This window comes from Bradyrhizobium sp. LM2.9 (assembly GCF_054056555.1).
In genome coordinates, this window is sequence record NZ_JBSRYJ010000002.1 from 1,634,471 (window position 1) to 1,660,014 (window position 25,544).

A 25,544-nucleotide genomic window follows, 5' to 3' on the forward strand; every position below is an offset into this window, starting at 1 on the left:
CGCTGCGCTCGCATTGACGGGGGCTGCCACGATCCACCGGCTTTCCAAGATACTTTAAGCTTAAACTAAAGACTAGGATGCCGCCCGCGCCGGTGGCAGACTGGTGCCAGGTCGACAAGGCCTTGAGTTCGCCGAGGAAGCAGCAATGCGCGATTGGGATGATGCTTATGCCAATTCGGCCCATATCCCGGGCTCGGACAAGATGCCGGCGCAATGGACGGAGCGGGCGGCGGCTTATCGCGCCGGGCTGAAAGATTTTCACGCTGACATCGCCTATGGTCCGGCTGAGCGCCAACGCCTCGACCTGATCCTGCCCGACGGCGACAGCAAGGGCCTCGTCGTGTTCGTCCACGGCGGCTACTGGATGCGCTTCGACAAATCGACATGGACTGATCTCGCCGAAGGCGCGCGCCATCACGGCTGGACGGTGGCATTGCCGAGCTACACGCTCGCGCCATCCGCGCGCATCTCAGACATCACCGCCGAGATCACCGCCGCCATCTCCAAGGCGGCTTCGCTCGTCGCAGGCCCGATCCGGCTCGCCGGCCACTCCGCCGGCGGGCATCTCGTCACGCGCATGCTGTGCAATGATAGCCGGCTTGAGCCCGCCGTCTTCAACCGCATCGTCGGCACGCTCTCGATCAGCGGGCTGCATGATCTGCGTCCGCTGCTCAAGACCAGGATGAACGAAACGCTTGGCATGACGATGGAGGAGGCGACGCTGGAAAGCGCGGCGCTGCATCTGCCGCGCGGGCATTCGCCCGTGACCGCCTGGGTCGGCGGCAACGAGCGCCCCGAATTCATTCGCCAGTCCGATCTGATGGCCAATGTCTGGACTGGATTCGACGTGTCGACGCGTCTCGTTGTCGATCCCGGGCTGAACCATTTCACCGTGATCGACGCCCTCAAGGACCCGTCATCGCCAATCACCGCACGCCTGATCGGCCTCGACTGACGAGGCCTGGAAGATCGATCGAAAGGGCCTGTCATGACGTCCAGCGACTACGATCCCGCAAGCGACGGCGCCGAAACCGATTTTGCCCGGCGCATGTCTTACGGCAATTATCTGGCGCTGGATGCGATTCTCGGCGCGCAGCATCCGCTCTCGGAAGCGCATGACGAGATGCTGTTCATCATCCAGCATCAGACCACCGAACTCTGGATGCGGCTCGCAATCCACGAGCTCAGCGCCGCACGCCGCGCGATCGGAAAGGACGAGGTCGCTCCCGCGATGAAGATGCTGGCACGGATGTCGCGCATCTTTGAACAGCTCAACAATGCCTGGGACGTGCTGCGCACCATGACGCCCAGCGAGTACACGCGCTTCCGCTCGCAGCTTGGCCAGTCCTCAGGCTTCCAGTCGCGGCAATACCGGCTGATCGAATTCCTGCTCGGCAACCGCAACCACGCCATGCTCAAGCCGCACGCGCACGATGTGGAAACCACGCAGCTGCTCGAAGCCGAGCTGGCGACGCCAAGCCTCTATGACGAGGTGCTGCGGCTCGCCGACCGCAACGGGCTTAAAATGCCTGCGGCCGTGCTGGCGCGCGATGTTCGCGAGACCCATAGCTTCAATGAAAGCGTTCTGCAGGCCTGGCGTATCGTCTACGAGGCGCCGGAAACGCATTGGATGCTCTACGAGGTCGCCGAAAAGCTGGTCGATTTCGAGGATTATTTCCGGCGCTGGCGTTTCAACCATGTGACGACGGTCGAGCGCGTCATCGGCTTCAAGCGCGGCACCGGCGGCACCGGCGGCGTCAGCTATCTCAAGCGCATGCTGGAGGTGGAGCTGTTCCCTGAACTCTGGCGCGTGCGCACGATCCTGTAGAGATTTTCATGACCAAGCTTCGCGTCTACGACGACACCAAAGCGCTGTTCCATTTGCCCGATGGTGTAATCTATCTCGACGGCAATTCGCTCGGCGCGTTGCCGCTTGGCGTGGCCGAGCGCGTCAGCCGCGTCATCACCGCCGAGTGGGGTGACCAGTTGATCCGCGCCTGGAACAGCGCGGGCTGGTATGCCCAGCCGCGCCATGTCGGCGATCGCATCGCACGACTGATCGGTGCGGAAGCCGGCTCAGTGATGGTGGGCGATACTCTGTCGCTGAAACTCTATCAAGCGCTCGCGGCCGCGCTCGACATGAACGCGTCGCGCAAGGTCGTCCTGTCAGACGCCGGCAATTTCCCGACCGACCTCTACATGGCCGAAGGCCTGATCGCGACGCTCGGCCGTGGCCATCAATTGCGCCTGGTGGCGCCAGAGGAGATCGTGGCTTCGTTGTCGGAGGAGATCGCGGTGCTCTACATCACCGAGGTCGATTACCGCACCGGACGACGCCACGACATGGCGAAGCTGACTGCAAGAGCGCATGCGCTCGGCATTGTCTCGGTCTGGGACCTCGCGCATTCGGCCGGCGCACTGCCGGTTGACCTTGCTGGCACCGGCGCCGATTTCGCCGCCGGGTGCACCTACAAATACATCAACGCCGGCCCCGGCGCGCCGGCCTTCCTCTACGTCGCGCCGCGCCACGCCGACAGCGTGCGCGCCGCTTTGTCGGGGTGGATGGGCCACGCAAAGCCGTTCGCGTTCGAATTGGCCTATGCAGCTGCGGGCGGCGTCGAGCGCATGCGCGTCGGGACACCTCCAGTGCTGGCGATGGCGGCGCTGGAGACCTCGCTCGATATCTGGGACAGGGTCGATATCGCGGAGGTCCGGGCCCGCTCGCTGGCGCTCGGCGATCTCCTCATCAGCGAAGTCGAGCGCCGCTGCCCGCAGCTGACGCTCGTTACCCCGCGCGCCCATGAGCGCCGCGGCTCGCAAGTCTCGTTCGCCTTCGAGGGCGGCCATGCCGCGATGCAGGCCCTCATCGCCCGCGGCGTCATCGGCGATTTCCGCGCGCCTGACATCATGAGGTTCGGCATCACGCCGCTGTATATCGGCGAGGCCGAGGTCATGAAGGCAGCCGAGATCATCGAGGAGGTGATCGCGGGCGAGGTGTGGCGGCGGCCGGAGTATCAGGTCGTGAATGCGGTGACTTGAGAAGGGGCTGCCGTGAAGTGGCGCATGGCGGCACCATAAGCGCAAACGCTTCGTCCAATGTCACGGCGGCTATTACCTCGGACGTCATTGCTTTGCCGCGCGAAGCAATTCACGCTGAGGCAACAATGAATTGGGAGGAGATCCGATGACGCCGCTCGAGAAACTTAAAGCGATGAAGATGCCGTTCGCCGAGCTTAAGGGCGTCGAGTTCGTCGAGGCCGGGAAAGATCGCGTGGTGGCGCGGATGATGGTCAGGCCGGATCTCTGCACCCTCCACCACACCATCCACGGCGGCGCAGTGATGGCGCTGGCCGATTCCGTTGGCGCTGCGGCGACCGTGATCAACCTGCCGGAGGACGCCAAGGGCACGACTACACTCGAGAGCAAGACCAATTTCATCGGCGGAGCCAAGGAGGGAACCACGATCGTCGCAACCGCTACCCCGATCCACCGGGGCCGGCGGACCCAGGTCTGGACCATCCGGCTGGAGACCGAGGACGGCAAGCTGGTCGCGGTGGTGACCCAGACCCAGCTGGTCCTCGTATGAATACGGCGGTTGATTTTGTTAACGAATTGGTCGTCTGCGATGCCCGAAACTTGGGCAGGTTCCCATCTTGAAAGGCTTGTTGCGATGCACAATATTGGAGGTCTAGGGATTCGAACGCCTCCTCGAGGGACACCAAGAGGAGTTTAGACTTGTCACTCGAAGCAGATTTCGCACTTGAAGAAACCAACCGCACGAAGTCCGTTCAGGGCTATGTGCGGACCTTGAGCCAACAGGAAGAATTGCCGCTTTTGCGCGATCACCTGCTGAGGCTCGATGCCGGAAGCCGGCACGACCGTTTCAACGGTTTTCTCGACGACAGTTTTATCGAGCGTTACGCCGCCCGCTGTGCCGAGGACGGCACTGTGATCGTCGCTTACATCGTCGACGGCGTGGTCCGCGGTGCAGCCGAGCTGCATCCGCCTGAGGACGATTCACTGCCCGAGGTCGCCTTCAGCGTGGAGGCCTCAGCGCGGCGCCAGAATGTCGGCACCGTGCTGTTCAGCCGCCTGATCGCGGAAGCGCGCTGGAAAGGCTACAAGCGCCTGCGCATCACCACGGGCGCCGAGAATCACGCGATGCGGGCGCTCGCCAGGAAGTTCGGGGCGCATCTGCAATTCCGTCATGGCGAATCGACCGGGACGATCGATCTCGCCAGGGCACCTGAGGACGAACTCGCCGATCTCGCCGCCTCGCCATTCACGGCCGGCCGCGCTCTGCTCAGCTTCAACTCGACCTGCTGGAAGATCATCTCCAGCATCTATGGCAATCGCGCCGCCTGACCTGAAACAGCCGACTGGAATCAAAAAAGCGGACCGGCAAAACTGGTCCGCTTTCGTATTGGAAACAGAGAACTGAGCGCTCAGGTGCCGGTGCGCTTGTCGTTGCCGAAGCGGCGCACGACGCGGCGTTCGACCACCACCGAGCGCTGGGCGCCCTGTTCGCCCGGCGATCACGCGGGTCGAGGTGATGCGGCTGTTGGTGCGAACCTGCTTCTTGACCTCGGCCTGGACGACATCGAGCGGCATGCCCATCAGGGCTGCGGCGATCTCGGCCTGCTGCTCCTGATCGTCGGTGATGCCGACGGCGGCGAAGATCGCCTCGTCCAGGGTCGGCGGATCGTGGCGCACGCGCCGCGTGCCATATTTGGTATTCCAGTCTGTGTTCATAACGGCCTCGTTTCGATGCCGGGATACCTAGTGCCGTCCATGTTGCATTGCAATATGAATTTCATGTGGCAGCTCAGCTATGCACCGGTTGGGTGTCAGGGCGGTGACGCGACACCCTCAACAACCTCAGCCCGCTGTTGCGGCCAGCGCTTCAGCGCCGCGCGTCCGGCCTCGGTCAGCCCGTAGATTCCCCGCTCCGTGCGTTCGAACCAGCCATACACATTGTTAAGCATGATCTTGCCGGCATCGGGACAGCGTTGGCGCAATTCGACCACGCGCCGCGGGCCGCCCGCAAGCTCCGAGGCGCAGGCGAGAGCCTGCTGCCGATAGGCCGTCATGATCGGCGCGCGGGTGCTGCCGCCCAGCACAGGATCGCCCTGGCGGCGCTGATGCTCTGCGACCAGGTGCGAACGGACCTTCGGCTCGCGGCGCGGAGCTGCCGTCGGCGGCTTCACCAGCACCTCGACCTGGCCGCGGTCGGTCACCCCGAGCATACCGAAGCCGAGACGGCGGCAGAGATTGCGATAGCGCGCGTCAGTCTCGCGTCCCTTGCCGCGCGCTGACATCTTTGCGGCGATCCAGACCTCGTCGCCGGCGGGTGCGCGGTCGACCGCCTGAAGAATCAGCTCGAGATTGAAGGCGAGCTTGAGCTCGCCGATCACTACGACAGGCGGATCGCCGGCGCTGAGGCCCACGAGATCGCAGCCGACGATCTCGCCCTTGACCGTGAAGCCCAGCTCTTCGAGGAAGCGTTTGACAGGCAGATAGAGCGTGGTTTCCACGGCACGTCCGATCGGAGAATCAGTTGCGGGCAGTGTAGAGCTTTCCTGGTCCCGATTGAATCAGAGCAGGGGCAGAGACAATCAAGCCGGTATGCGACTAAACCCGCCCGCCCACCGGGATCAGCGCGCCGGTAACGCCGCTTGCGGCGTCGCTGGCGAGGAACAGGATGACCTCCGCGAGCTCCTGGGGCGTCACCCATTTGGCGAAGTCCGCTTTCGGCATGTCGGTGCGGTTGGCCTTGGTATCGATGATCGAAGGGAGCACTGCGTTCACCGTGACCTTGCCTTTCCACTCGCTCGCAAGCGCCTCGGTGAGGCGATGGACGCCGGCTTTCGACGCCGCATAGGGGCCCATGCCCGAGCCGGCCTGAAGCGCGCCCATGGCGCCGACATTGACGATGCGACCGGCATTGGAGGCGGCCAGATGCCGCAGCGCCGCGTGCGAGGCGTTGAGCGCCGTCAGCACGTTGAGCGCATGCATGTGCTGCCATGTCTTGATATCGCCGTCGCCGATGGTCTCGAAGGCGAATCCGCCGGCGATGTTGATCAACCCATCGAGCTTGCCGAAGTGCTTCGCGGCCGCATCGACCGCCGTCTTCGCCTGCGCCGCGTCGGACAGATCGACGCCGCCGATCTCAATGCGCTCAGGCGTCGCGGAGATTTGCGATGGCGCATGGTCGATGCCGGCGACTCGCGCGCCGCGCGACTGCGCGGCCTCGGCGACGACTTTTCCAAGTGCGCCGCGTGCTCCGGTCACGATCAGAACCTGGCCTTGCATCGTCGTTCTCCCGGCGCGGCCGATTGAGATTTACGGCCGCTTACGATTGCAGATAACGCGCCTTCAGCGCGGTCTGCTCCGGTGTGCCGAGCTTGAGGCCGTCGCGCAAGTAGGTTTCGAGATCGCCATATTCCTTGCCGACGGCTTCGAAAGCCGCGGCAAGATACGAGGCATCGACGTTACCGATGGCATTGCGGACGTCCTCGGGCAGATCGGTAGCGGCCGTCGCATCGCGCTTGTAGTGCTGGTTGGTCAGCAGGTAGTCCTCGGCAATGACCTCGTCGGCGACGCCGAGCGCATGCAGGATGAGCGCGCTGGCAAAGCCGGTGCGATCCTTGCCGGCGGTGCAGTGAATGACGAGCGGGGCGCGGTCCTCCAGCAGATAACCGAACAGGTTGCGGAAACTGGCCGTGTTGTGGCGGACATAGTTGCGATAGGATTCGCGCATGAGTTCGAGCGCGACCGGTGCGGTCAGCGAGCCCCGGGCGAGTTCGGCGCGCAATGCGGCCACGACCGTCGGCTCGATCGGCAGTGAATGCACGGCGATCTCGTTCACCACACAGACGCCCGCCGTCCGCTCCTCGACACCGCGAAAGTCGAACGCGCTGCGCACGCCGAGCGCACGGACGATCTCGATATCCGCGACGGTGAGCTGGCCGAGATGGTTGGAACGGAAGATGTGCCGCCAGCGCGTGGTACGGCCATCTGCGGTCGGATAGCCGCCGAGGTCGCGAAAATTGCTGGCGCCTTGCAGGGCGAGGTGGCGAGCGGGAGCAACTTGTAAAGAGGAGTCTTGTAAAGAGGAGTCTTGCATGAGATCAGCTTGGGTTATGGTTCCATGGACGCGCGACGGGCGTCCTTGAGATCTATTACAGGGGGCGATCATGGGCCGGCACAAGGCCATTCTTTTGGCGGTCGCCATGCTGGCGGGCGGAATTATCGGTGCACGGCAGGCCGATGCGCAGACGTTCCGGAGCTATCGCTGCGCCGATGGTACGCAGTTCATCGTTGGGTTTTATGACGAGGACAAGCGCGCCTTCCTCCAGATCGACGGCGAGCCGGTCACGCTCGCCAAGCGGCTGACGGTTTCCGGCGCGCGCTATTCGGGGGCGGAGATCACGCTTGTGATCGGCAAGACCGGGAGCACCACCGTCAGGCATCTGAAGCGGCCGGTCACGGCTTGTGCGGGGATCTGAACGGCGGCAATCCCGCAGGAATCAAAAAGGGCCAAAACATCGTTGTTTCGACCCTTTTTCAAACTGCCGCCGGTCGCCCAAGAGAGCGCGGCGATAACAAACCGACCACAGGCATTAGCGATCCCATTTCGGCTTGGCTTCGTCGATCGCGTCCTGATGATACCAGTTGCCGCTGCAGATCGTCTCGTTCACGGGGAGAGAGACGTGATCGGCAAGGCCGGTTTCACCGTAGCGGCGTCCTGCGAGCGCCGCGCGGCCCCCGACAGGGAATTGGTAGATCGTTGCAGATCCGTGACTCAGACCATTGTTCATCATTTCGATTTCTCCTCCGGCCCAGGCGATCGCCTCCATGGTGCGCCCGACTCGTTCGATTGTGGTTACTGGATTCCCCATATCGGCCGCGCATCCTGAAATGCAAAGTGCTGAAAAGGAAATCAGTTGCAGCCCATTTTGTAGGCAAGAAGCCTTCTGCATCCCCCAAGGCACCATGGCCGTGACCAACGCGTTGGCCATTCCAAAGGTTGCGGGCCGGGGCCAGCGCCTTTGCGAAAATTGCTGGACGCTGATGCGCGTTTCATCGGCAACCTCCGGCACGCGTTCGCCTGCTCCAGAATCAGGCGTTTTCAGCGGGATTTTTGCGGTGCAGCTTCACGCAAAGGTGCGCCGCTATGACGCACGCCGCGGTGGTCGATCTGCCTCGAGCGAGGGCAGGCCGGTAGCGGTGGAAAACCTCCCGCACTGCGGCCTTTTGGCACGTTAAATGCTTGTGAAGGGTCGGCCGATGGTGGCCGGGTAAACAATCGTGCGGGGGCCTACGGCCCCCACCTTTCGCATCATCTACAGAGAGGCTCAATGACCAAGTACAAGCTCGAGTACATCTGGCTCGACGGATATTCGCCGACTCCGAACTTGCGCGGCAAAACTCAGATCAAGGAATTTTCGTCGTTCCCCACGCTCGAGCAGCTTCCGCTCTGGGGCTTCGATGGCTCCTCCACCCAGCAGGCCGAGGGCCACAGCTCCGATTGCGTGCTGAAGCCGGTCGCCGTGTATCCCGACGCCGCGCGTGAGAACGGCGCGCTCGTGATGTGCGAAGTCATGATGCCCGATGGCAAGACCCCGCACTCCACCAACAAGCGCGCGACCATTCTCGACGATTCCGGCGCCTGGTTTGGCTTCGAGCAGGAATACTTCTTCTACAAGGACGGCCGTCCGCTCGGCTTCCCGGCCTCGGGCTATCCCGCGCCGCAGGGTCCGTACTACACCGGCGTCGGCTACGCGAACGTCGGCGGCGTCGCGCGCAAGATCGTCGAAGAGCATCTCAACCTCTGCCTCGCGGCAGGCATCAATCACGAAGGCATCAACGCGGAAGTTGCGAAGGGCCAGTGGGAATTCCAGATCTTCGGCAAGGGCTCCAAGAAGGCCGCTGACGAAATGTGGATGGCTCGCTACCTGTTGCTGCGTCTCACCGAGAGCTACGGCATCGACATCGAATTCCACTGCAAGCCGCTCGGCGACACCGACTGGAACGGCTCCGGCATGCACGCCAACTTCTCCACCGAGTATATGCGTACGGTCGGCGGCAAGGAGTACTTCGAGGCGCTGATGGCGGCCTTCGACAAGAACATCATGGACCATATCGCCGTCTACGGCCCGGACAACGACAAGCGTCTGACCGGCAAGCACGAGACCGCGCCGTGGAACAAGTTCAGCTACGGCATTGCCGATCGCGGTGCCTCGATCCGCGTTCCGCACTCCTTCGCCAACAACGGCTACAAGGGCTATCTGGAAGACCGCCGTCCGAACTCGCAAGGCGACCCATACCAGATCGCTTCGCAGATCCTGAAGACGATCGCGTCCGTGCCGGCCGACAAGAAGGCCGCGGCCTAAGATCCTCCCGGCCCGGGCTGGGGGACTGGCCCGGGTTGGACTTTGATCCGCCGGAAGTCGAAAGACTCCGGCGGATTTTTGCATCCTGATGACAGTCGTTGCGGAGGCCCCTCGGACCTCGATCGCGCGAAATTTGTCCATCGCCGCCGAAAGCGGGATAGAGTGCGTCTGGATGCGCGCAGGGCCGGGGACGGCTGGTGTTTGAAGGCTTCTACAAGGTGAGATTTCAGCTCGGCGACGGGGTCGGCCGAAGTGTAATGCATGCCAGCAACGGCAAGATGCTGGGCGGCAATTCGGCGTTCGCCCATATCGGCACCTACGCCAAGACCGAAGGCGGCGTCGAGGTCGTGATCAGCACCGTTCGCCACAACCCCGATCCGAGCTACCGCGCCATGGCGGGTACCGACGATGCGACCTTGCTGGCCAAGGGCTGGGCCGACGGCGATCTCTATCGTTTCAAGGGCGAGCTGAAAGAGCTGCCTGGCGTGCCCTTCCAGTCGTTGATGACGCCGATCACCGAAGACGAGGTGCCGATTGCCGGCGGCGTCGGCGAAGCCGGCATCGCCGACGGGCTCTACTCCGTGCATCTGCGCCTACTCGACGGCGTCGACGGCGGTCTCACTGGCGTGATGCTGCTCAACAAGGGCCGCATCCTCGGGGGCGATGCCTCGTTCTACTACCTCGGCAGCTACACCGCCGCCAACGGGCGCTGGAAGGGCCAGATCCTCAATCAGGAGCACACGCCGGCCAAGGACGATCCGATCTTCGGCGGCCACGAGGTCGGCATCGGCTTCTCCGGCACCTATGACGCCGAGCAGGCGGTGCTGGAGGCGACGGCGCTCGCCGGCAAGCGCAGCCTGCGCCTGACCGCCGCCCTCAAGCTGATGCACCGCGCCTGATCGCTACAGGAATCGCTCATGGAAAACATTCGCATGCTCTCGACGCTCGGCCTGATGGGCGCGATGCGCAGCCTGTCCTCCGCCTTCGAAGACGCGACAGGCATCCATGTGGATGCCGACTTCGCGCCGACCCTGGCCTTGCTGAAGCGGCTGCGCGACGGCGAGGCCGCCGACCTCGTGATCCTCACCCGTGAGGGGCTCGACGAGATGATCGGCGAGGGCCGCGTGGTCGCCGAAAGCGCGGCCGACCTGGCGCGCTCCTTTGTCGGCATCGCGGTGCGGGCAGGGCAAGTACATCTCACCATCTCCAGCGAAGCCACATTGCGCAAGACGCTGCTCGCGGCGCGGTCCGTCGCCTATTCGCGGCTGGGTGCGAGCGGGGTTTATTTCGCGCAGTTGATCGTGCGGATGGGGATCGCGGCAGAGATCAGCGCCAAGGCTGCTATCGTCGAGCAAGGCTTTACCGCGGAGCGGCTCGCGAGCGGCGAAGCAGACCTCGCCGTGCAGCAGATCAGCGAGCTGAAGCAGGTCGAAGGCATCGAGGTGATCGGCCCGATCCCGCACGACCTGCAAACGCCGGCCGTGTTCTCCGCCGGCCGCATGGCCAGCGCAAAGCAAGCCGACGCAGCGGACCGGCTGCTGCGCTACCTGGCGTCGCCCGAGGTCGTCCCCGTGCTGCGCCAATCGGGACTCGAGCCTTGAACTTGCCGGGGCGGGGACCCAACGTAGTGTCCATGCGGACCTTCCTCGTTGTCATCCTCCTCACGCTTGCGGTGCCGTTGTCGGCGCATGCGCAATCGGCCGATCTCGTCCTGTGCGACCGGGTCGCCGCCGAGCCCAGCGATCCCGACAAGCCGGCAGATGTCAGGGGCGTGACCGAGATTGCAGCCGCCGACGTCGCCACCGCGATCAAGTTCTGCAAGCAGGCTGCGTCGTCATCGCGGCGCGCGATGTTCGCGCTCGGCCGCGCCTATGCGGCCAACCGGCAGACGGCCGAAGCGATGGCTGCCTGGCGCAAGGCTGCCGACAAGGGATCGAGTGCGGCAATGGTCGAGCTCGGTGTGGCCTACGGCACCGGCTCCGGTGTCGCCAGGGATGAAGCGCAGGCGCGCAAATTGTTCGAGAAGGCGGCGCAGGCCGGCAATCCCCGCGGCGTCAGCAATCTCGCCGCGCTCGGCGGCACCGGCGGTGCCGCGCCGGCCGATCCCGCACAGGCGCGCGCATTGCTCGGCAAGGCCGCTGAGACCAATGCGGAGGCGCAGTACCAGCTCGGTGTGATGCTTTCCGAAGGTACAGGCGGCGCGAAGGACGACGCCGCGGCGCGCGCGCTGTTCGAGAAGGCGGCGGCGCAAAACCATCCCGGCGCGCTGGAGCGGATGGGCGCCTTCGCGCAGGAAGGCCGCGGCGGGCCAAAGGACAAGGACGCCGCGAAATCCTATTACGAGCGCGCCGCAGCGCTCGGCGACGAGGATGCCAAGCAGGCGCTGGAGCGGCTGCGCTGTCCCTATGCGATCAAGGACAAGCAGGGCAAGCTCGTGACCACGCTGTGCTTCTGAGCGTCGCCGGAGGGAAGCGGTCTTTCGGCCGTTGGCAGGCAAGCGTGACGGAACCTGGCTCGTCCGTACACTGTTGATGGCGAGACAGAACGGAGTGCAACTATGATCCGCAAACTGGCATCCGGCGAATACCGCCTCTATTCACGCAAGGTGAATCCCAAGACCGGCAAGCGCCGCAACCTCGGCACATTCAGACGCAGAGCTGCGGCCGAAAAGCACGAGCGCGAGGTGCAGTATTTCAAGCGTCACTGACGCATGAGGAGGGCCGTCCAGCGCCGGCCGCAACAAAAAAGTCGAAAAACAACCCCATGCACAGTAGCCAAGTCGTTGAAATCACTTGGCTGCTGAAATCACCCTTTTGGGTGAAATCGCTCATTGCGGATTTAGCGAAAGCAACTTGCTCCGTCGGGCAAAACAGGGGCATGATGGCATCATGGCAAGCGTGGCTCCGCGAATGGCCCTGCGCGGAAAAGCCGGATGGCCTTGGTGCGGCGGCGGTGCTAGTTAGCCCGCTATTCCATTTTATTTTACAGGTCAATTGCGTTGCTGGACGGACTTTACAAGGTTGAATACGGCATCCACGATGCGTTCGGCCGCAGCATCATGTGCTTGCATGACGGCAAGATGCTGGGCGGCAATTCGGCGTTCGCGCACCTTGGAACGTATCAGGAGTGCGACAACGGCGAGATCGTAGCCGAAGTGATCACCGAACGGCATAATGACGATCCTCACCACAAGCCGCTGATGGGCGCGGATGTCGCCTCGATCGGCGCACGCGGGCGATTAATCGGCGACCAGATTCGTCTAGCGGGCAGCGCGGACACCATGCCGGGGGGGCATTTCTGGGCCAATCTGACGCGGCTCGACGATGGAGCGCTGCCGCCACGCGGCACGATCGGAGTGGGTGGCATCGCCAACGGGCTCTACGGCATCGGCCTGCGCGCGCTCGACGGTGTCGATGCCGGACTCTCCGGCGTGATGCTGCTGATCGACGGACGCATCCTGGGCGGAGATGCGTTCTTCTACTATCTCGGCTCCTATTCCTCGGCGGACGGCCGCTGGAAGGGCGAGATGCTCAACCAGGAGCATACGCCGGCGAAAGGCGAAAACCCCGTGTTCGGCGGCTACGAGGTCGGGATCGGCTTCTCCGGCACCTGCACGGCCAACAGCGGCGAGCTCGAAGGCATCGCGCTCGCCGGCAAGCGCAGCCTACGGCTGGCGGCCTCGCTCAAGCTGATGCGGCGGGCCTAGGACGGTTATCCAAAGATCTGGGATGGTCCCGCTTGAGAGGATAAAGCGGCCTGACGTGCCACTCACGGCGAGCTCGGCAAGTGGGCCCGTTCGAGACGTGCCGGTCCGATCTGACCCTGTCCGCTTGCCCAGTCAGACCGGAAGTCATCGCCCCAGGGGCGAACCGACGCGATTGACTCAAAGCGGCCTTTTCAGAACGAATTTGCGGGGCAGTATTGGGAAAGTGCTTTTCAGTTCACGTTTTAATCCAGCAACCACAATGCCTTGCGGCAAGTTGCCGTTTTCGCATAGACCGCCAAAGCTATTCCGAGAATAATCATCGCTGCACTATTTTTGCGTGCGTGTCGGTATGGGAGATTCACATGACTATTCGAGCGAGAGCGCTGGCCGCTGCTTTATTGGGATCGATATGTGCATTGTCGCCCAAAGTTGCACAGGCGCAATGGCCGGATATCCGTGAGGCAAAGGCCATCGCCGAGGAAGGTTTCATCTACGGGCTGCCCATCGTCATGAACTACGCGGTGATGGACGAGTATGCGGTGGACAGGAATTCGGGACAATTCAAGGCGCCGTTCAATCAGATCAATAACGAGGCGAGGGTCTTCACCTACAAAGACACGGCCGTCATAACCCCCAATAGCGACACGCCATATTCGATCTTGTGGACCGATCTGCGTGCCGAACCGATCGTTCTCTCAGTGCCGGCTGTCGAGAAGAGCCGCTATTATTCGGTGATGCTGTGCGACGGCAATACGTTCAATTACGGATATGTCGGTAGCCGCGCAACCGGCAGCGAGGCCGGTGACTATATGGTTGTCGGTCCCGATTGGCAGGGCGCCACGCCGCCCGGCATCAAAAAGGTCTTCCAGTCCTCAACGCAGTTTTCGGCCGTTGCCTACCGCACGCAACTTTTCAATGCTGCAGACATGCCGAACGTTGAGAAGGTCCAGGCCGGCTACAAGGCGCAACCCTTGTCGGCCTATCTCAACCAGCCGGCACCGCCCGCTGCGCCCGCGATCGACTTTCCCAAGGCCAATGCGGAGTTAGTGAAGAAGAACTTCTTCGAGTATCTCGACTTCGCCTTGCAGTTCGCGCCAGCCGGACCAGAGGAAAAGGAAATTCGCGCCAAGCTTGCGCGCATTGGCGTCGGTGCAGGCAAGACCTTCGAATTCAAGAATCTTCCGATCACGCACAAGCTTGAAATCGGGCTGGGGATGAAAGACGGCGAAGAGAAGGTTGAAAAGTATCTGGCCAGCGGACAGAAAGACGTCAATGGATGGAAAATCGGATCATTATTCGGGGACCGGCAGTTCTACAATGGCGATTGGCTGAAGCGTGCTGCCGCAGCCAAGGGCGGCATCTATGGCAACGACGCGGTCGAGGCCGTTTATCCAATGACGAAGACGCTTGCTGATGGCGAGGTCCTCGACGGCTCGAAGCACCGATACACCCTCACTTTTCCTGCCGGACAATTCCCGCCGGTGGACGCCTTTTGGTCTGTCACCATGTACGACGGCAAGACGCAGTTGCTGATCGAAAACCCGATCAACCGCTACCTGATCAATTCGCCGATGCTGCCGGGCATGAAGATGAACGCCGACGGCTCGTTGACGCTCTACATTCAGAACAAATCACCGGGCGCCGACAAAGAATCCAATTGGTTGCCTGCACCGAACGGGGACATCTACCTCGTCATGCGGCTCTATTGGCCGAAGACCGAAGCACCCTCGATCCTGCCGCCGGGCACAGGCGCATGGCAACCGCCCAACATCAAGAAGGTCTCATAGATTCGTACCTGACATGGCAGTTCGACTCGAACGAAGCGGAGAGGTTTAGACATGAAGGGCATCACACGCAGAGGCTTTGTCGGCGGGATTGCTGTCCTCCCTGCACTCCATTCCTCGGCAGCCCGCGCCCAGGCCGGCATCAGTCCGGCAGAAGCCCGCGCCATTGCGAAGGAGGCTTATATCTACGGCTTCCCGATCGTGGACAATTACCGCATCCAGCATGCATATTGGATGGATAAGACGAACCCGGAATACAAGGGGCCCTTTAACCAGATATGGAACAGCGCGCGTGTCTTTACACCCGCGGACAAGGCGATTCAGACACCCAACTCGGATACGCCTTACTCATTCATCGGCGCGGACCTGCGCTCCGAACCTCTCGTGCTCACGGTGCCGGCGATCGAAAAGGAGCGCTATTTCAGCGTCCAGCTGATCGATTACTACACCTTCAACTTTGACTACATCGGCACACGCGCGACCGGCAACGGAGGCGGCAGCTTCCTGCTCGCTGGGCCCGGCTGGAAAGGCGCAACGCCGAAGGGCATCAAAAAGGTGTTTCGTTGCGAGACGGAATTGGCGATCCCCACCTATCGCACGCAGCTCTTCAAGCCTGAGGACATCGACAATGTGAAGAAGGTCCAGGCCGGCTACAAGGTACAGCCGCTATCTGCGTTTCTGGGCCAGCCTGCACCCATCGCCGCCCCGGCCGTTGATTTCATCAAACCGCTGACACCTGCAGAGGAGGAGACCTCACTCCAGTTCTTCAACATCCTGAACTTCGTCCTGCAATTCTGCCCAACGGTCCCATCCGAGAAAGCGCTGATGGCGCGCTTCGCCAGGATCGGCGTCGGCGCGGGCAAGACCTTCGACGCGAGCAAGCTCTCGCCCGAGATGAAGACGGCCATCGAGCAGGGGATGGCCGATGCCTGGGTTGCCTTCGCCGGCCTGAAGAAAGATTTTGAAGAGAGAAAGCTGGCCTCCGGCGACGTCTTCGGCACGCGGCAGTATCTGAAGAACAACTACCTCTACCGGATGGGTGCCGCCGTGCTCGGCATCTACGGCAATTCGAAGCAGGAGGCGATGTATCCCGCTTATTACGTGGATGCGACGAAGCAGAAGCTGGACGGCACCAGCCGTTAACACCATGCGCTTTGCGCCGGGCCAGTTGCCGCCCGTCAATGCGTTCTGGTCGCTGACCATGTATGATGAGCCGCAGAGTCTGCTGGTGGCCAACCCAATCGACCGCTATCTGATCAATTCACCGATGCTGCCGCAGCTCAAGCGCGATGCCGATGGCGGGCTGACGCTGATTATCCAGAACGAAACCCCGGGTAAGGAAAAGGAAGCCAACTGGCTGCCTGCCCCCAAGGGGCCGTTCTCCATGATCATGCGCCTCTATTGGCCGAAAGAAGCAGCGGTGGAAGGCAAGTGGGAGCGACCGCCGCTGCAGCGAGCAGGATAAGATTCAATGGAATCATCCCGGTGACCACTTCTGCTATTGGCCCATCGCGTCGGTTGGCGCAGTGCAGCGGCAGGTCTGGAGTGGGGAGTCGAGCGAAGTCGCGCGGCGTGGAGCCCAGAGGCGCTTGTGACCCGCAACGGACATCGCGCGCCCTTGCGGCTTCACTAGGGTCTGTTGGGATTCATCTGGAGTTTATCGCGGCCGCGGCCAGATAGATCATTGAAGTGAAGCTCTGGTCGGTCTTGTCGGCGCGCATTGCGATGCGCTTGAATTCCTTGAGCTTGCCGAAGAAGTTCTCGATGAGATGCCGCCATTTGTACATCTCCTTGTCGATGGCGAGAGGCTGTGCACGGCGCGGATGCTGGGAGATGACGACTTTGGCGCCACGCGCTTCGAGTTCGGCGATGATGGCGTTGCTATCGAAGGCCTTATCAGCGATCAGCGCGTTGAAGGCCAATCCCTCGATGAGCGGCGGCACGCCCACCGTATCGAAACGCTGTCCCGGCAGGAGCACGAAGCGCACGAGATTGCCGAGCGCATCGGTGAGCGCCAGAATTTTGGTGGTCATGCCGCCTTTCGAGCGGCCGATCGCCTGGCTTTGCGTCCCCCTTTTGCGCCCTGACCGTGGCGGTGGACCTTGACGATGGTGGCGTCGACCATGGCGTATTCCATGTCGGGATCGTCGGAGATGGCCTCGAACAGCCGCTTCCAGACATCCGCCTTCACCCAGTCGCGAAAGCGCGTGAATGTGCTATTCCAGTGGCCGAACATCGCCGGCAGATCCCGCCAGGGACTGCCGGTTCGGGCGATCCACAGAACGGCCTCGACAAACAGTCGGTTGTCCTTGCCGCTGCGGCCCGGATCTCCCGGCTTGCCAAGACAATGCGGCTCCATCTTCGCCCATTGGGCGTCAGTCAAAACGAATCGGTCCATCCCAAGCTTGAATCACAACCAAGCCCCGATGAGAATCCTGAATCCCAACAGACCCTAGGTCATGTCGACAATGAGCGACCGAAATATTATCCGGCAATGAGGCTGAACTACCATCTGCAAGTTGAATGCCTGAACCTCTGATCGAACGTACGGTAATTATTGGAAACAGCGGCTCAGGCAAAAGCACGTTGGCCGAAGCCATTGCGATTCTCGCCGATATCCCGGCGATTGATCTTGATCTGTTGCACTGGGAAGACGATGGCTTTGGCTCAAAGCGAAATGAAGCCGTCGCGCGAAAGATGGTTCTCGATATTTCAGGTCAGCCGCGCTGGATCATCGAAGGTGCATTCGGATGGCTTGCGGAAGTCGCCCTTCCCAAAGCAACCGCTCTCATTTGGTTGGATTTTCCCTGGAGCCTTTGCCGCGCCGGTCTGCTGGCTCGCGGTCTGCGGCGAGGAGCAACAAATCATGACGCCGCCGAACTGATGAAGTGGGCGGGGGCCTACTGGACTCGGCAGATACCTTCGTCGTTTGCGGGTCACTCTAAGCTGTTCAACGATTTCCCAGGTACGAAGTTGCGGCTAGAGAGCCGAGAACAAGTTGCCCAATTGATCGATAAGTCGCGAGCCGGGACGACCAATATTGATCCAAGTTTTAGGCCTTAGGCTGCGAAGTAGGCCGCTTCACGCTCGGAAGCCGACATTGAGTTGATGAGTGCTCGTCTTCGCGTCACGGCGCGGGACACGCCGCTCCGGTCTTCACCCAGGCCTCCACCAGCGCGCCTGCCTGCTCCTGCGTGCCCGGCACGGGCGAGCGGCCGAAGCCGGGCTTCCAGGCCCAGCCGACGAGGGTGTCCTTGCCGATATGGTCGATCAGGTCTTCCACCTTGCGCCCGCCATTGCGCGCGGGATCGCTGATCTGCTCGCAGATCTCGCCGATGGTCTTGCCCTCCCAGGCCATTTCCCGCGGAGCAAGATGCCAGTCGGGATGGCCGGGCATGCGGCCGGGCTCGAAATTGGCCTTCTGGTGGCAGGTGTTGCAGCGCATCGCGTCGAGCCCAAGGCCGTCGGCGCCGCGTGTGACCGGCGGCTGATGCAGGCGGGCATTGTCGCCCTGGTGCGGCCTGTCGCCGGCCGGATGGCAATTGGTGCAGCGCGGATGCGTCAGCACGTTGCCGAGCTCGGTGAAGATCGCAGCCGATCGCTTCTCGGTCTCAGTGATGCCGGCGAAGCTTTCCGGCGCGGCCAGCGCATGGCCCGCGCTTTCCGAGGCGGCGTAGCCCGCACTGAGACTGCCGGCGAGTGCCGCGACCATGGCAATCAGCTTGAACCGCGCGTCGGAGATCATGGCGCGTGTCACTTGGCGGCCACGAGGTAGCGGTTTGAATCGGCAAGGATCACGTCGCGCACCGCCGCGTGATATTTGATGTAGCCGGTGCAACGGCAGAGATGGCCGTCGAGCGCGTCTGCGATGGTCTGCTCCAGCGCCTCGCGCGCGACCGGTGTCCGCGACAGGCGCTCCAGCAAGACCTGGCCCTCATTGAGGAAGCCGGCGGTGCAATAACCGCATTGAAAAGCGAAATGATCGATGAAGGCCTGTTGCAGCACCGAGAGCTGGCCGCCTTGGGCGTGGCCCTCGACCGTGCGGATCGATTTGCCGTCAAAGGACACGGCTGGCGCGACGCAGGTGGGGCTGGTGGTGCTGGTGCCGTCGGGCGCGTCGACGATGATGGCGCAGCTCAGGCACTGCGCAGCCCCGCAGCCGAACTTTGTCCCGGTCATCCCGAGCATCTCGCGCAAAAAATCGTTCATCGAGAGGTCGTCGCGGACGTCCATCGGGCCGTGCTTCCGGCCGTTGATGGTGAGGCTGAGGGTGGTCACGCGAGCACTCCCTTCAAGAGGTTTGCTGTGACCGGCAGCGCGCGGAAGCGGTGGCCGGTGGCGTCATGGATGGCGTTGATCAGCGCCGGCACGATCGGGATCATCACGACCTCCGCTATGCCCTTCGGTGCTTCGTCTGTTGTCTGCGGCTTCAGCATCTCGATCTCGAGATCGCGGAGCGGCAGGTCGGATCCGCGTGCGACCAGATAGCGCCCGAGATTCCATTCGCCGTTGCCGGGACCGCCCTCGAACGGGGGCAGGGTTTCGAGCAGCGCGTAGCCGACGCCCATGGCGAAGCCGCCCTGGGCCTGACCCATCACCACCTCGGGCACCAGCGCGGTGCCGCATTCGAACACGCTATAGGCCTTGGCGATGCGAAGCGCGCCGGTTGCGCGCTCGATCTCGACGCGGACGACCGTGCCGCACATCGAGGTGTAGGCGGTGCCGATCCGGTTGTTGTCGGTCGGCGGAAACTTGACGCTGACGCGGTTGATCCGCTCGAACTTGCCATTGGCGCGGCGGATCGCGAGCGCGTCGATGTCGGCGCGGTATTGCTCGCCGGACAGCGGAAAGCGTGCCCGCGACCACGCCCAGCGGGAGAAACTGTGCGCAACCGCACCGGTGACGAAGCCGCGCGCATGCGCAGTTGCGGCGAGCGCAGGGAGGGCCAGCGGCCCGAGGCCCGGCATCGTGAGCTGGCCGTTCTGCCAGCTTGCGGCGGCCCATTGCCGCGCCCGCGGATCAGTCCTTGCGATGCGCCACAGCTCAAGCGCCGCGGGCCACAGGCCGAAGCGGAAGATGACGCGGGCGGCTTCCGCGGCGGAATGCGTGCCGACATGCGCGCCAATCGAGGAGCTTGTCGGCGAGCTGATCGCGGGCACCCAGCGCGGATTTTTCTCCGCGGCATCCTGGGTCTTCTGGTCGATGGTGGAGGGATCGCCTGATGTGACCAGCCCGAGCACGTCATAGCTGTCGACGCGGGCGACCGAGACCTCGTCGGCGATGGCGCCGAGATGGCTGGCGACCCGGTTGGCCAGCGCCGTCCCGATGCCGTTGCCCATCTCGACATGATCGCAATAGATGACGATCCTGCCGTCGGGGGCAAGCTCCACGCGCCCGAGCGAGCCGTCCGCGCCGGAGCCATAGTCTTTCGTCACGCAGGCGACGCCGGTGCCGACCAGCCGATCCGACGATGTCTGTTTGAACTGTGCCCGCTGCTGCCAGATCGGGTGCTTCTCGAGCTTGTCGAGGATTTCGGGCGTGCGAACCGAGACGATGTAGGGATTGCCCGTCATGGTCCGGCCGTTCTGGGGCAGCGCATTGCGCCGCCGGAATTCGATCGGATCGCGCTTGAGCTCGGACCGCCGCCTCGTCGATCAGGACCTCCAGCGCCGTCATGGCTTGCAGTATGCCGTAGCCGCGCATCGAGCCCGCGCTCACGCCGCGCGAGTGCACGGCGACGGTCCTGACGTCGACCTTCGGAATGTCGTAGATGCCGATTGCGCCAGTGGCCGCGACGACGGCGACGCTGGCCGAGAAATGGGCGAGCCCGCCGCCGTCGAGCACGTGGTCGGCGGCAAACGCCTTGATCTTGCCGGTCGCGCGATCAATGCCGATGCGCGAGCGCATCTTGATCGCGTGGCGCTTGATGCCGGCCTGAAACTGTTGGTAGCGGTCATGCGCCAGCCGCACCGGCTTGCCGGGAAAGCAGACCGCCGCGAGCGCAACATAGAGAATGAAAGGTGTGTGATCGCGGCCACCAAAACCGCCGCCGACATGGGCGAACTGCGCGTTGATGTGCGCCGGCTTGTAGGGCGCGTGGGCCTTGCCCAACAGATGCGCGATCGACTCCGCCGCCTCGTAGGGCGACTGGACGCCAAGCAGCAGTTCGAGGTCGCCGCCCTTGCCGTTGTACCAGGCGAGCCCGCATTCGGGCTCGAGGAACATCGGGTCGACCGATTGCGTCTCGAACTCGCGGTCGAGCACCAGCATGGAGGCGTCATCCGCTGCAAGCTCGGCACGGATCTGCTCGCCATATTTCGCCGCCTTGGCGTAATCCGCCGGCATTTCCTTGGCGAGCGGCGACCACACCGGCAGCGCCGCGCTCTGCACTTTCTTCGGCGAGACCCAGCCGGCCTGGAGCGGCGAATAGACATCCGGTTTGTCAGGCGAGGGACCTGCCACGCGGGTGAAGCGGAAGGCCCCGTAATCCGGGACGACGACAGGCCCGGTCTCCTCGCCGAATTGAACAAAAGTGCCGTCGCGCAGGGCGAGACGCGCCTGGTCGAAGGCGTCGAACTTTTCGAAGATCAAAAGCGCGACCGGCTGGCCGAGATAGAGCGGCGTCTTGCCGATCGGACAGAACAGGTCGCCCGCATAGAATTCCGGCACCTGCGTCCCGATCCAGTCGAGATCGGCGGCCGTCACGACCACCGACGGCTTGAGCGCGCCGCCGAGGCGGCCGAGGTCCATGCCGGTATAGACATGCGTGGCGTCATTGGCGCGGACCAGGATCGCGTGCGAGGTGGCCTGCGGCCAGCCCGGCAGATCATTGGCGCGGAAGTCGGAGGCGTAAAGCTTTGCGCCGGTGACCTTGGCGACCCCGTCGACACGGCCGGCGCCCGTTGTCGCGGGATTGAACTTGCCGCGTCCAGGCAGCGTCTCCTGGGCTGCGAAGGGAGCTCCTGCCGCCGAGGCAAGATGCGACAGGCTGACCGAAATGCCTCCCGCCGATAACCACTTCACGAACTCGCGTCGCGAAGGCCCCATGATCAGATCCTTGTACAAGGTTTCGAGAATATCATGATGCTGGCGGCATCGACGCCCGGAGAGTACGCGTCAATGCTAGCTCGAATCCGTCATGATTCGTCATACGACGATAGAAAGGGTCTGGGGGTTTACAACCGGTGAATGCGGTATGCTTGCCGGATGGAATTGTCGTTTCGCGCTTGCTTTAGGATCGAATCAAACTGAAGACGGATTGGCAACGGGGGCGAAGCGCAAATGCAGCACGATTCGAACGACGTCTCGCGCGTCAGGGCGGAAACGACGAACTTCTCGCGGCGCCAATTGCTCGATTACGGTCTCAAGGCAGGCGCCTTGTCCCTGGTCGCGGGGGCAGCGAAGGCCCAGCATGCCATGCACGACCATGCGGGCGCCTCGCACGCCGCAGACATGTCGCCGACCATGGGCATGGTGCCGGAAACGCCGGCTCCGGCCATGGACCAGCCGCTGGTCGAGCCCGAGGTGCGCAGATCCGCCAATGGCGTGCTCAGCACCACATTGCGCGTCGGCTACGCCTATCGCCAGATCGGCGGCGTCAAGCTCTATGTCAGGTCGTACGACGGCGGCAGTCCCGGTCCGACCTTGCGGATGAAGCCCGGCGAGACGCTGCGGATCAAGATGATCAACGACCTGCCGCCGAACCGCGATGGGTTGCCCGCGGACATCAGCCATCCGCACCAGTTCAACAACACCAATTTCCATTTCCACGGCGCGCATGCGAGTCCGAGCGGGATTGCGGACAATGTCATGCGCTCGATGGCGCCGGGTCACAGCTACAACATCGAGATCTCGCTGCCGGCCGACCACACCAGCGGCACCTATTGGTATCACCCGCATCACCACGGCAGCGCCGATATCCAGATGTCCAGCGGCATGGTGGGCGCCGTCGTCATCGAGGGCGATTTCGCCGGTGTGCCGGAGATCACGGCCGCGCGCGAGCGGCTGCTGGTGCTGACCCAGGTGGTCTACGACGCCAAGGGCATGGTCGAAAATTTCGAGACGCTGTTTCCGGAGACCGCGACGCGCTTTCTGGCGATCAACGGACAACGGCGGCCGGCGATCGAGATGCGTCCGGGTGAGGTGCAGCGCTGGCGCATCCTCAACGCCGCCTATCAGGACGACATGCTGCTCGACCTGGAAAAGCACGATCTGCATGCGATCGCCTATGACGGCATCCAGCTCGGCGCCATGCAGTCGCTCAAGCAGGTCCTGATCGCGCCCGGCCAGCGCGCGGACATTCTGGTGAAGGCAGGCGGCCCCGGCACCTACGCCTTCAACGCCGCGCCCTACGACCAGGGGCATCCTTCGCCGGTCGGGCCGCTGGCGCGGGTCGTCGTGGCTGGCGCGCCGATGGACATGAAGCTGCCGCGCGCCCTGCCGCCGGCGCCGCTCGCCACGATCAAGGATTCCGAGATTACCAACCGTCGCAAGGTGACTTTGTCGGCAACCGCGCCTGAGGCCGATGCGGCCGGCCATTGGCAGGAGTTCGAGTTCTTCGTCGACGGCAAAAAGTTCGATCCCGGCCGCATCGATCAGCGGGTCAAGTTGGGCGCGGTCGAGGAGTGGACCATCGTCAACACGCATGAGCATGACGACCACGTCTTTCACATCCATACCAATCCGTTCCAGGTGGTGTCGGTCAACGGCAAGGCGCTGGCCGTGCCGGAATGGCGGGATTCCGTGATCGTGGAGCGCAAGGGCGGCGAGGTCGTGTTCCGCTCGCGCTTCATCGATTTCACCGGTGTCTATATGCTCCACTGCCACATGATGAACCATGAGGAGATGGGCATGATGCAGACCGTGGAGGTCTACAAGCCCTAAGCCCAACCCCTGATTCTTTGTCGAATTGCGCGAGTTTGGGGGCCGGCGAAGGCGGAATCCGGGCCCGGCCGGGCTTCCCCTGGCGGCCGGCATGGCCTATGACGCTGCAACGCAACAATCCCCCAAAAAGACCCCATGATCCGCCTCGACAACGTCAGCAAGCAAGCCGGCCACCAGATCCTGTTCATCGAAGCTTCTGCCGCCCTCAATAAGGGCGAGAAGATCGGCCTTGTCGGCCCGAACGGCGCCGGCAAGACCACGCTATTCCGGATGATCGCCGGCGAGGAACTGCCCGACGAGGGGCAGGTCTCGACCGATCGCGGCATCACCATCGGCTATTTCAACCAGGACGTCGGCGAGATGGCCGGTCGCAGCGCCGTGGCCGAGGTCATGGACGGGGCAGGACCGGTGAGTGCGGTGGCCGCCGAGCTGCGCGAGCTCGAGACGGCGATGGCCGATCCCGACAAAGCCGACCAGATGGACGAGATCATCGCGCGTTACGGCGAGGTGCAGCACGCGTTCGAGGAGCTCGACGGCTACGCGCTCGACGGCCGCGCGCGCGAGGCGCTGTCCGGCCTCGGCTTCAGCCAGGAGATGATGGACGGCGACGTCGGCAAGCTCTCCGGCGGCTGGAAGATGCGCGTGGCGCTCGCCCGCATTCTCTTGATGCGTCCCGATGTCATGCTGCTCGACGAGCCGAGCAATCATCTCGATCTCGAAAGCCTGATCTGGCTGGAAAAATTCCTGCACGATTACGAAGGCACGCTGTTGATGACCTCGCATGACCGCGAGTTCATCAACCGCGTGATTTCGAAAGTGGTCGAGATCGATAGCGGCTCGCTGACGACCTACGCCGGCGATTACGAGTTCTACGAGCAGCAGCGGGCGCTGAACGAGAAGCAGCAGCAGGCGCAGTTCGAACGCCAGCAGGCGATGCTCGCCAAGGAGATCAAGTTCATCGAGCGCTTCAAGGCGCGCGCGTCTCATGCCGCTCAGGTGCAGAGCCGGGTGAAGAAGCTCGACAAGATCGAGCGGGTCGAGCCGCCGCGCCGCCGCCAGACCGTGGCGTTCGATTTTCTGCCCGCGCCGCGCTCGGGCGAGGACGTCGTGGCGTTGAAGAACGTCTACAAGGGCTATGGCAGCAAGCGCATCTATGACGGCCTCGATTTCATGATCCGCCGCCGCGAGCGCTGGTGCGTGATGGGCGTCAACGGCGCCGGCAAGTCGACGCTGCTCAAGTTGATCGCCGGCGCGAGCGAGCCCGATAAGGGCACCGTGGCGGTGGGCGGCAGCGTCAAGATGGGCTATTTTGCCCAGCACGCCATGGACCTGCTCGACGGCGAGCACACCGTGTTCCAGTCGCTGGAGGAACAGTTTCCGACCGCGGGGCAGGGATCATTGCGCGCGCTCGCCGGCTGTTTCGGCTTCTCCGGCGACGACGTCGAGAAGCGCTGCCGCGTGTTGTCAGGCGGCGAGAAGGCACGTCTGGTGATGGCCAAGATGCTGTTCGATCCGCCGAATTTTCTGGTGCTGGACGAGCCGACCAACCATCTCGATCTCGCCACCAAGGAAATGCTGATCACGGCGCTGTCGGATTTCGAGGGCACCATGCTGTTCGTCTCGCATGACCGGCATTTTCTCAGCGTTCTGTCGAACCGCGTGCTGGAGCTGACACCGGAGGGCATCCACCAGTTTGGCGGCGGCTACACCGAATACGTCGCGCGCACGGGGCAGGAAGCGCCGGGGCTGCGGAGCTAGCATTCCGCTACGCGCCTT

At 63.1% G+C, this 25,544-nt stretch carries 22 protein-coding genes and 4 pseudogenes; 17 read left to right on the forward strand and 9 right to left on the reverse strand.

Annotated elements, in window-relative coordinates:
* The first annotated feature begins 145 nt into the window (after positions 1 to 145).
* The 5 genes from ACVWW3_RS09125 (at position 146) to ACVWW3_RS09145 (ending at position 4,365) form a co-directional block, all read left to right on the forward strand.
* Positions 146 to 955, forward strand: coding sequence for an alpha/beta hydrolase (locus tag ACVWW3_RS09125; RefSeq protein ID WP_247443486.1), 810 nt, complete (start codon positions 146 to 148; stop codon positions 953 to 955).
* A 33-nt stretch (positions 956 to 988) separates the two neighbouring features.
* On the forward strand, positions 989 to 1,828 hold the full coding sequence (kynA, locus tag ACVWW3_RS09130; protein ID WP_456650268.1) for a tryptophan 2,3-dioxygenase: 840 nt from the start codon (positions 989 to 991) through the stop codon (positions 1,826 to 1,828).
* Positions 1,829 to 1,836: 8 nt separating this feature from the next.
* Entirely contained in the window at positions 1,837 to 3,039 is a 1,203-nt protein-coding gene (kynU, locus tag ACVWW3_RS09135; RefSeq protein WP_456650267.1) for a kynureninase, read from the forward strand.
* A 145-nt stretch (positions 3,040 to 3,184) separates the two neighbouring features.
* Positions 3,185 to 3,586, forward strand: coding sequence for a PaaI family thioesterase (locus ACVWW3_RS09140; RefSeq protein ID WP_456650266.1), 402 nt, complete (start codon positions 3,185 to 3,187; stop codon positions 3,584 to 3,586).
* 149 nt (positions 3,587 to 3,735) lie between these two features.
* Positions 3,736 to 4,365 (forward strand): N-acetyltransferase family protein, encoded by a 630-nt coding sequence (locus ACVWW3_RS09145; protein ID WP_456650265.1) that lies wholly within the window; start codon positions 3,736 to 3,738, stop codon positions 4,363 to 4,365.
* 80 nt (positions 4,366 to 4,445) lie between these two features.
* Here the strand turns inward: ACVWW3_RS09145 and ACVWW3_RS09150 are convergent.
* The 4 genes and pseudogenes from ACVWW3_RS09150 to ACVWW3_RS09165 all read right to left on the reverse strand — a co-directional run bounded on the left by ACVWW3_RS09150 (position 4,446) and on the right by ACVWW3_RS09165 (position 7,126).
* A pseudogene (locus tag ACVWW3_RS09150) lies at positions 4,446 to 4,752 on the reverse strand (hypothetical protein).
* A gap of 95 nt (positions 4,753 to 4,847) precedes the next feature.
* On the reverse strand, positions 4,848 to 5,534 hold the full coding sequence (locus ACVWW3_RS09155) for a DUF2161 domain-containing phosphodiesterase (RefSeq protein WP_456650264.1): 687 nt from the start codon (positions 5,532 to 5,534) through the stop codon (positions 4,848 to 4,850).
* 97 nt (positions 5,535 to 5,631) lie between these two features.
* Positions 5,632 to 6,312: an SDR family oxidoreductase gene (locus tag ACVWW3_RS09160; RefSeq protein ID WP_456650263.1), complete on the reverse strand. Its 681-nt coding sequence runs from the start codon at positions 6,310 to 6,312 to the stop codon at positions 5,632 to 5,634.
* Between the two features lie 40 nt (positions 6,313 to 6,352).
* Entirely contained in the window at positions 6,353 to 7,126 is a 774-nt protein-coding gene (locus ACVWW3_RS09165) for a tyrosine-protein phosphatase (protein ID WP_456650262.1), read from the reverse strand.
* Positions 7,127 to 7,196: 70 nt separating this feature from the next.
* Between ACVWW3_RS09165 and ACVWW3_RS09170 the strand changes: the two genes are divergently transcribed.
* Complete coding sequence (locus ACVWW3_RS09170; protein WP_456650261.1) at positions 7,197 to 7,508, forward strand: MliC family protein; 312 nt, start codon at positions 7,197 to 7,199, stop codon at positions 7,506 to 7,508.
* 114 nt (positions 7,509 to 7,622) lie between these two features.
* Here the strand turns inward: ACVWW3_RS09170 and ACVWW3_RS09175 are convergent, their stop codons facing one another.
* The gene (locus ACVWW3_RS09175; RefSeq protein ID WP_456652039.1) at positions 7,623 to 7,823 is read right to left on the reverse strand and encodes a DUF2735 domain-containing protein; all 201 of its coding nucleotides are present in this window, start codon (positions 7,821 to 7,823) and stop codon (positions 7,623 to 7,625) included.
* Positions 7,824 to 8,360: 537 nt separating this feature from the next.
* Between ACVWW3_RS09175 and ACVWW3_RS09180 the strand changes: the two genes are divergently transcribed.
* The 8 genes and pseudogenes from ACVWW3_RS09180 to ACVWW3_RS09215 all read left to right on the forward strand — a co-directional run bounded on the left by ACVWW3_RS09180 (position 8,361) and on the right by ACVWW3_RS09215 (position 16,350).
* Positions 8,361 to 9,395, forward strand: coding sequence for a glutamine synthetase beta-grasp domain-containing protein (locus ACVWW3_RS09180; protein WP_247443494.1), 1,035 nt, complete (start codon positions 8,361 to 8,363; stop codon positions 9,393 to 9,395).
* A 197-nt stretch (positions 9,396 to 9,592) separates the two neighbouring features.
* Positions 9,593 to 10,294 carry a GrlR family regulatory protein gene (locus tag ACVWW3_RS09185; RefSeq protein WP_456650260.1) on the forward strand — a complete coding sequence of 234 codons (702 nt, stop codon included), beginning with the start codon at positions 9,593 to 9,595 and terminating at the stop codon, positions 10,292 to 10,294.
* A gap of 18 nt (positions 10,295 to 10,312) precedes the next feature.
* Entirely contained in the window at positions 10,313 to 10,996 is a 684-nt protein-coding gene (locus ACVWW3_RS09190; protein ID WP_456650259.1) for a substrate-binding domain-containing protein, read from the forward strand.
* A 32-nt stretch (positions 10,997 to 11,028) separates the two neighbouring features.
* Positions 11,029 to 11,850 (forward strand): tetratricopeptide repeat protein, encoded by an 822-nt coding sequence (locus ACVWW3_RS09195; protein WP_456652038.1) that lies wholly within the window; start codon positions 11,029 to 11,031, stop codon positions 11,848 to 11,850.
* A 102-nt stretch (positions 11,851 to 11,952) separates the two neighbouring features.
* Complete coding sequence (locus ACVWW3_RS09200) at positions 11,953 to 12,102, forward strand: hypothetical protein (RefSeq protein WP_456650258.1); 150 nt, start codon at positions 11,953 to 11,955, stop codon at positions 12,100 to 12,102.
* A gap of 291 nt (positions 12,103 to 12,393) precedes the next feature.
* Positions 12,394 to 13,101 carry a GrlR family regulatory protein gene (locus ACVWW3_RS09205; protein ID WP_456650257.1) on the forward strand — a complete coding sequence of 236 codons (708 nt, stop codon included), beginning with the start codon at positions 12,394 to 12,396 and terminating at the stop codon, positions 13,099 to 13,101.
* A gap of 362 nt (positions 13,102 to 13,463) precedes the next feature.
* A complete protein-coding gene (locus ACVWW3_RS09210) occupies positions 13,464 to 14,888 on the forward strand; it encodes a DUF1254 domain-containing protein (RefSeq protein ID WP_456650256.1) in 1,425 nt (474 codons plus the stop codon).
* 51 nt (positions 14,889 to 14,939) lie between these two features.
* Positions 14,940 to 16,350 (forward strand): annotated as a pseudogene (locus ACVWW3_RS09215) (DUF1254 domain-containing protein).
* Positions 16,351 to 16,531: 181 nt separating this feature from the next.
* Here ACVWW3_RS09215 and ACVWW3_RS09220 read toward each other — a convergent pair.
* Positions 16,532 to 17,283: pseudogene (locus ACVWW3_RS09220) on the reverse strand (IS5 family transposase).
* Between the two features lie 125 nt (positions 17,284 to 17,408).
* On the opposite strand from ACVWW3_RS09220, the gene ACVWW3_RS09225 reads away from it, so the two are divergent.
* A complete protein-coding gene (locus tag ACVWW3_RS09225; RefSeq protein ID WP_456650254.1) occupies positions 17,409 to 17,948 on the forward strand; it encodes an AAA family ATPase in 540 nt (179 codons plus the stop codon).
* 64 nt (positions 17,949 to 18,012) lie between these two features.
* Here ACVWW3_RS09225 and ACVWW3_RS09230 read toward each other — a convergent pair whose 3' ends face one another.
* From ACVWW3_RS09230 to ACVWW3_RS09240, 3 genes and pseudogenes are all read right to left on the reverse strand, one after another.
* Positions 18,013 to 18,630: an Isoquinoline 1-oxidoreductase subunit gene (locus ACVWW3_RS09230; RefSeq protein WP_456650253.1), complete on the reverse strand. Its 618-nt coding sequence runs from the start codon at positions 18,628 to 18,630 to the stop codon at positions 18,013 to 18,015.
* 8 nt (positions 18,631 to 18,638) lie between these two features.
* Positions 18,639 to 19,163 carry a (2Fe-2S)-binding protein gene (locus ACVWW3_RS09235; protein ID WP_456650252.1) on the reverse strand — a complete coding sequence of 175 codons (525 nt, stop codon included), beginning with the start codon at positions 19,161 to 19,163 and terminating at the stop codon, positions 18,639 to 18,641.
* Positions 19,160 to 21,932: pseudogene (locus ACVWW3_RS09240) on the reverse strand (xanthine dehydrogenase family protein molybdopterin-binding subunit). The gene ACVWW3_RS09235 and the pseudogene ACVWW3_RS09240 overlap by 4 nt, the downstream one beginning before the upstream one ends.
* A gap of 234 nt (positions 21,933 to 22,166) precedes the next feature.
* Here ACVWW3_RS09240 and ACVWW3_RS09245 point away from each other — a divergent pair.
* Both ACVWW3_RS09245 and ACVWW3_RS09250 read left to right on the forward strand, forming a co-directional pair.
* Entirely contained in the window at positions 22,167 to 23,768 is a 1,602-nt protein-coding gene (locus ACVWW3_RS09245; protein ID WP_456650250.1) for a multicopper oxidase family protein, read from the forward strand.
* A 135-nt stretch (positions 23,769 to 23,903) separates the two neighbouring features.
* Positions 23,904 to 25,526: an ABC-F family ATP-binding cassette domain-containing protein gene (locus ACVWW3_RS09250; RefSeq protein WP_247440463.1), complete on the forward strand. Its 1,623-nt coding sequence runs from the start codon at positions 23,904 to 23,906 to the stop codon at positions 25,524 to 25,526.
* Positions 25,527 to 25,544 lie beyond the last annotated feature (18 nt).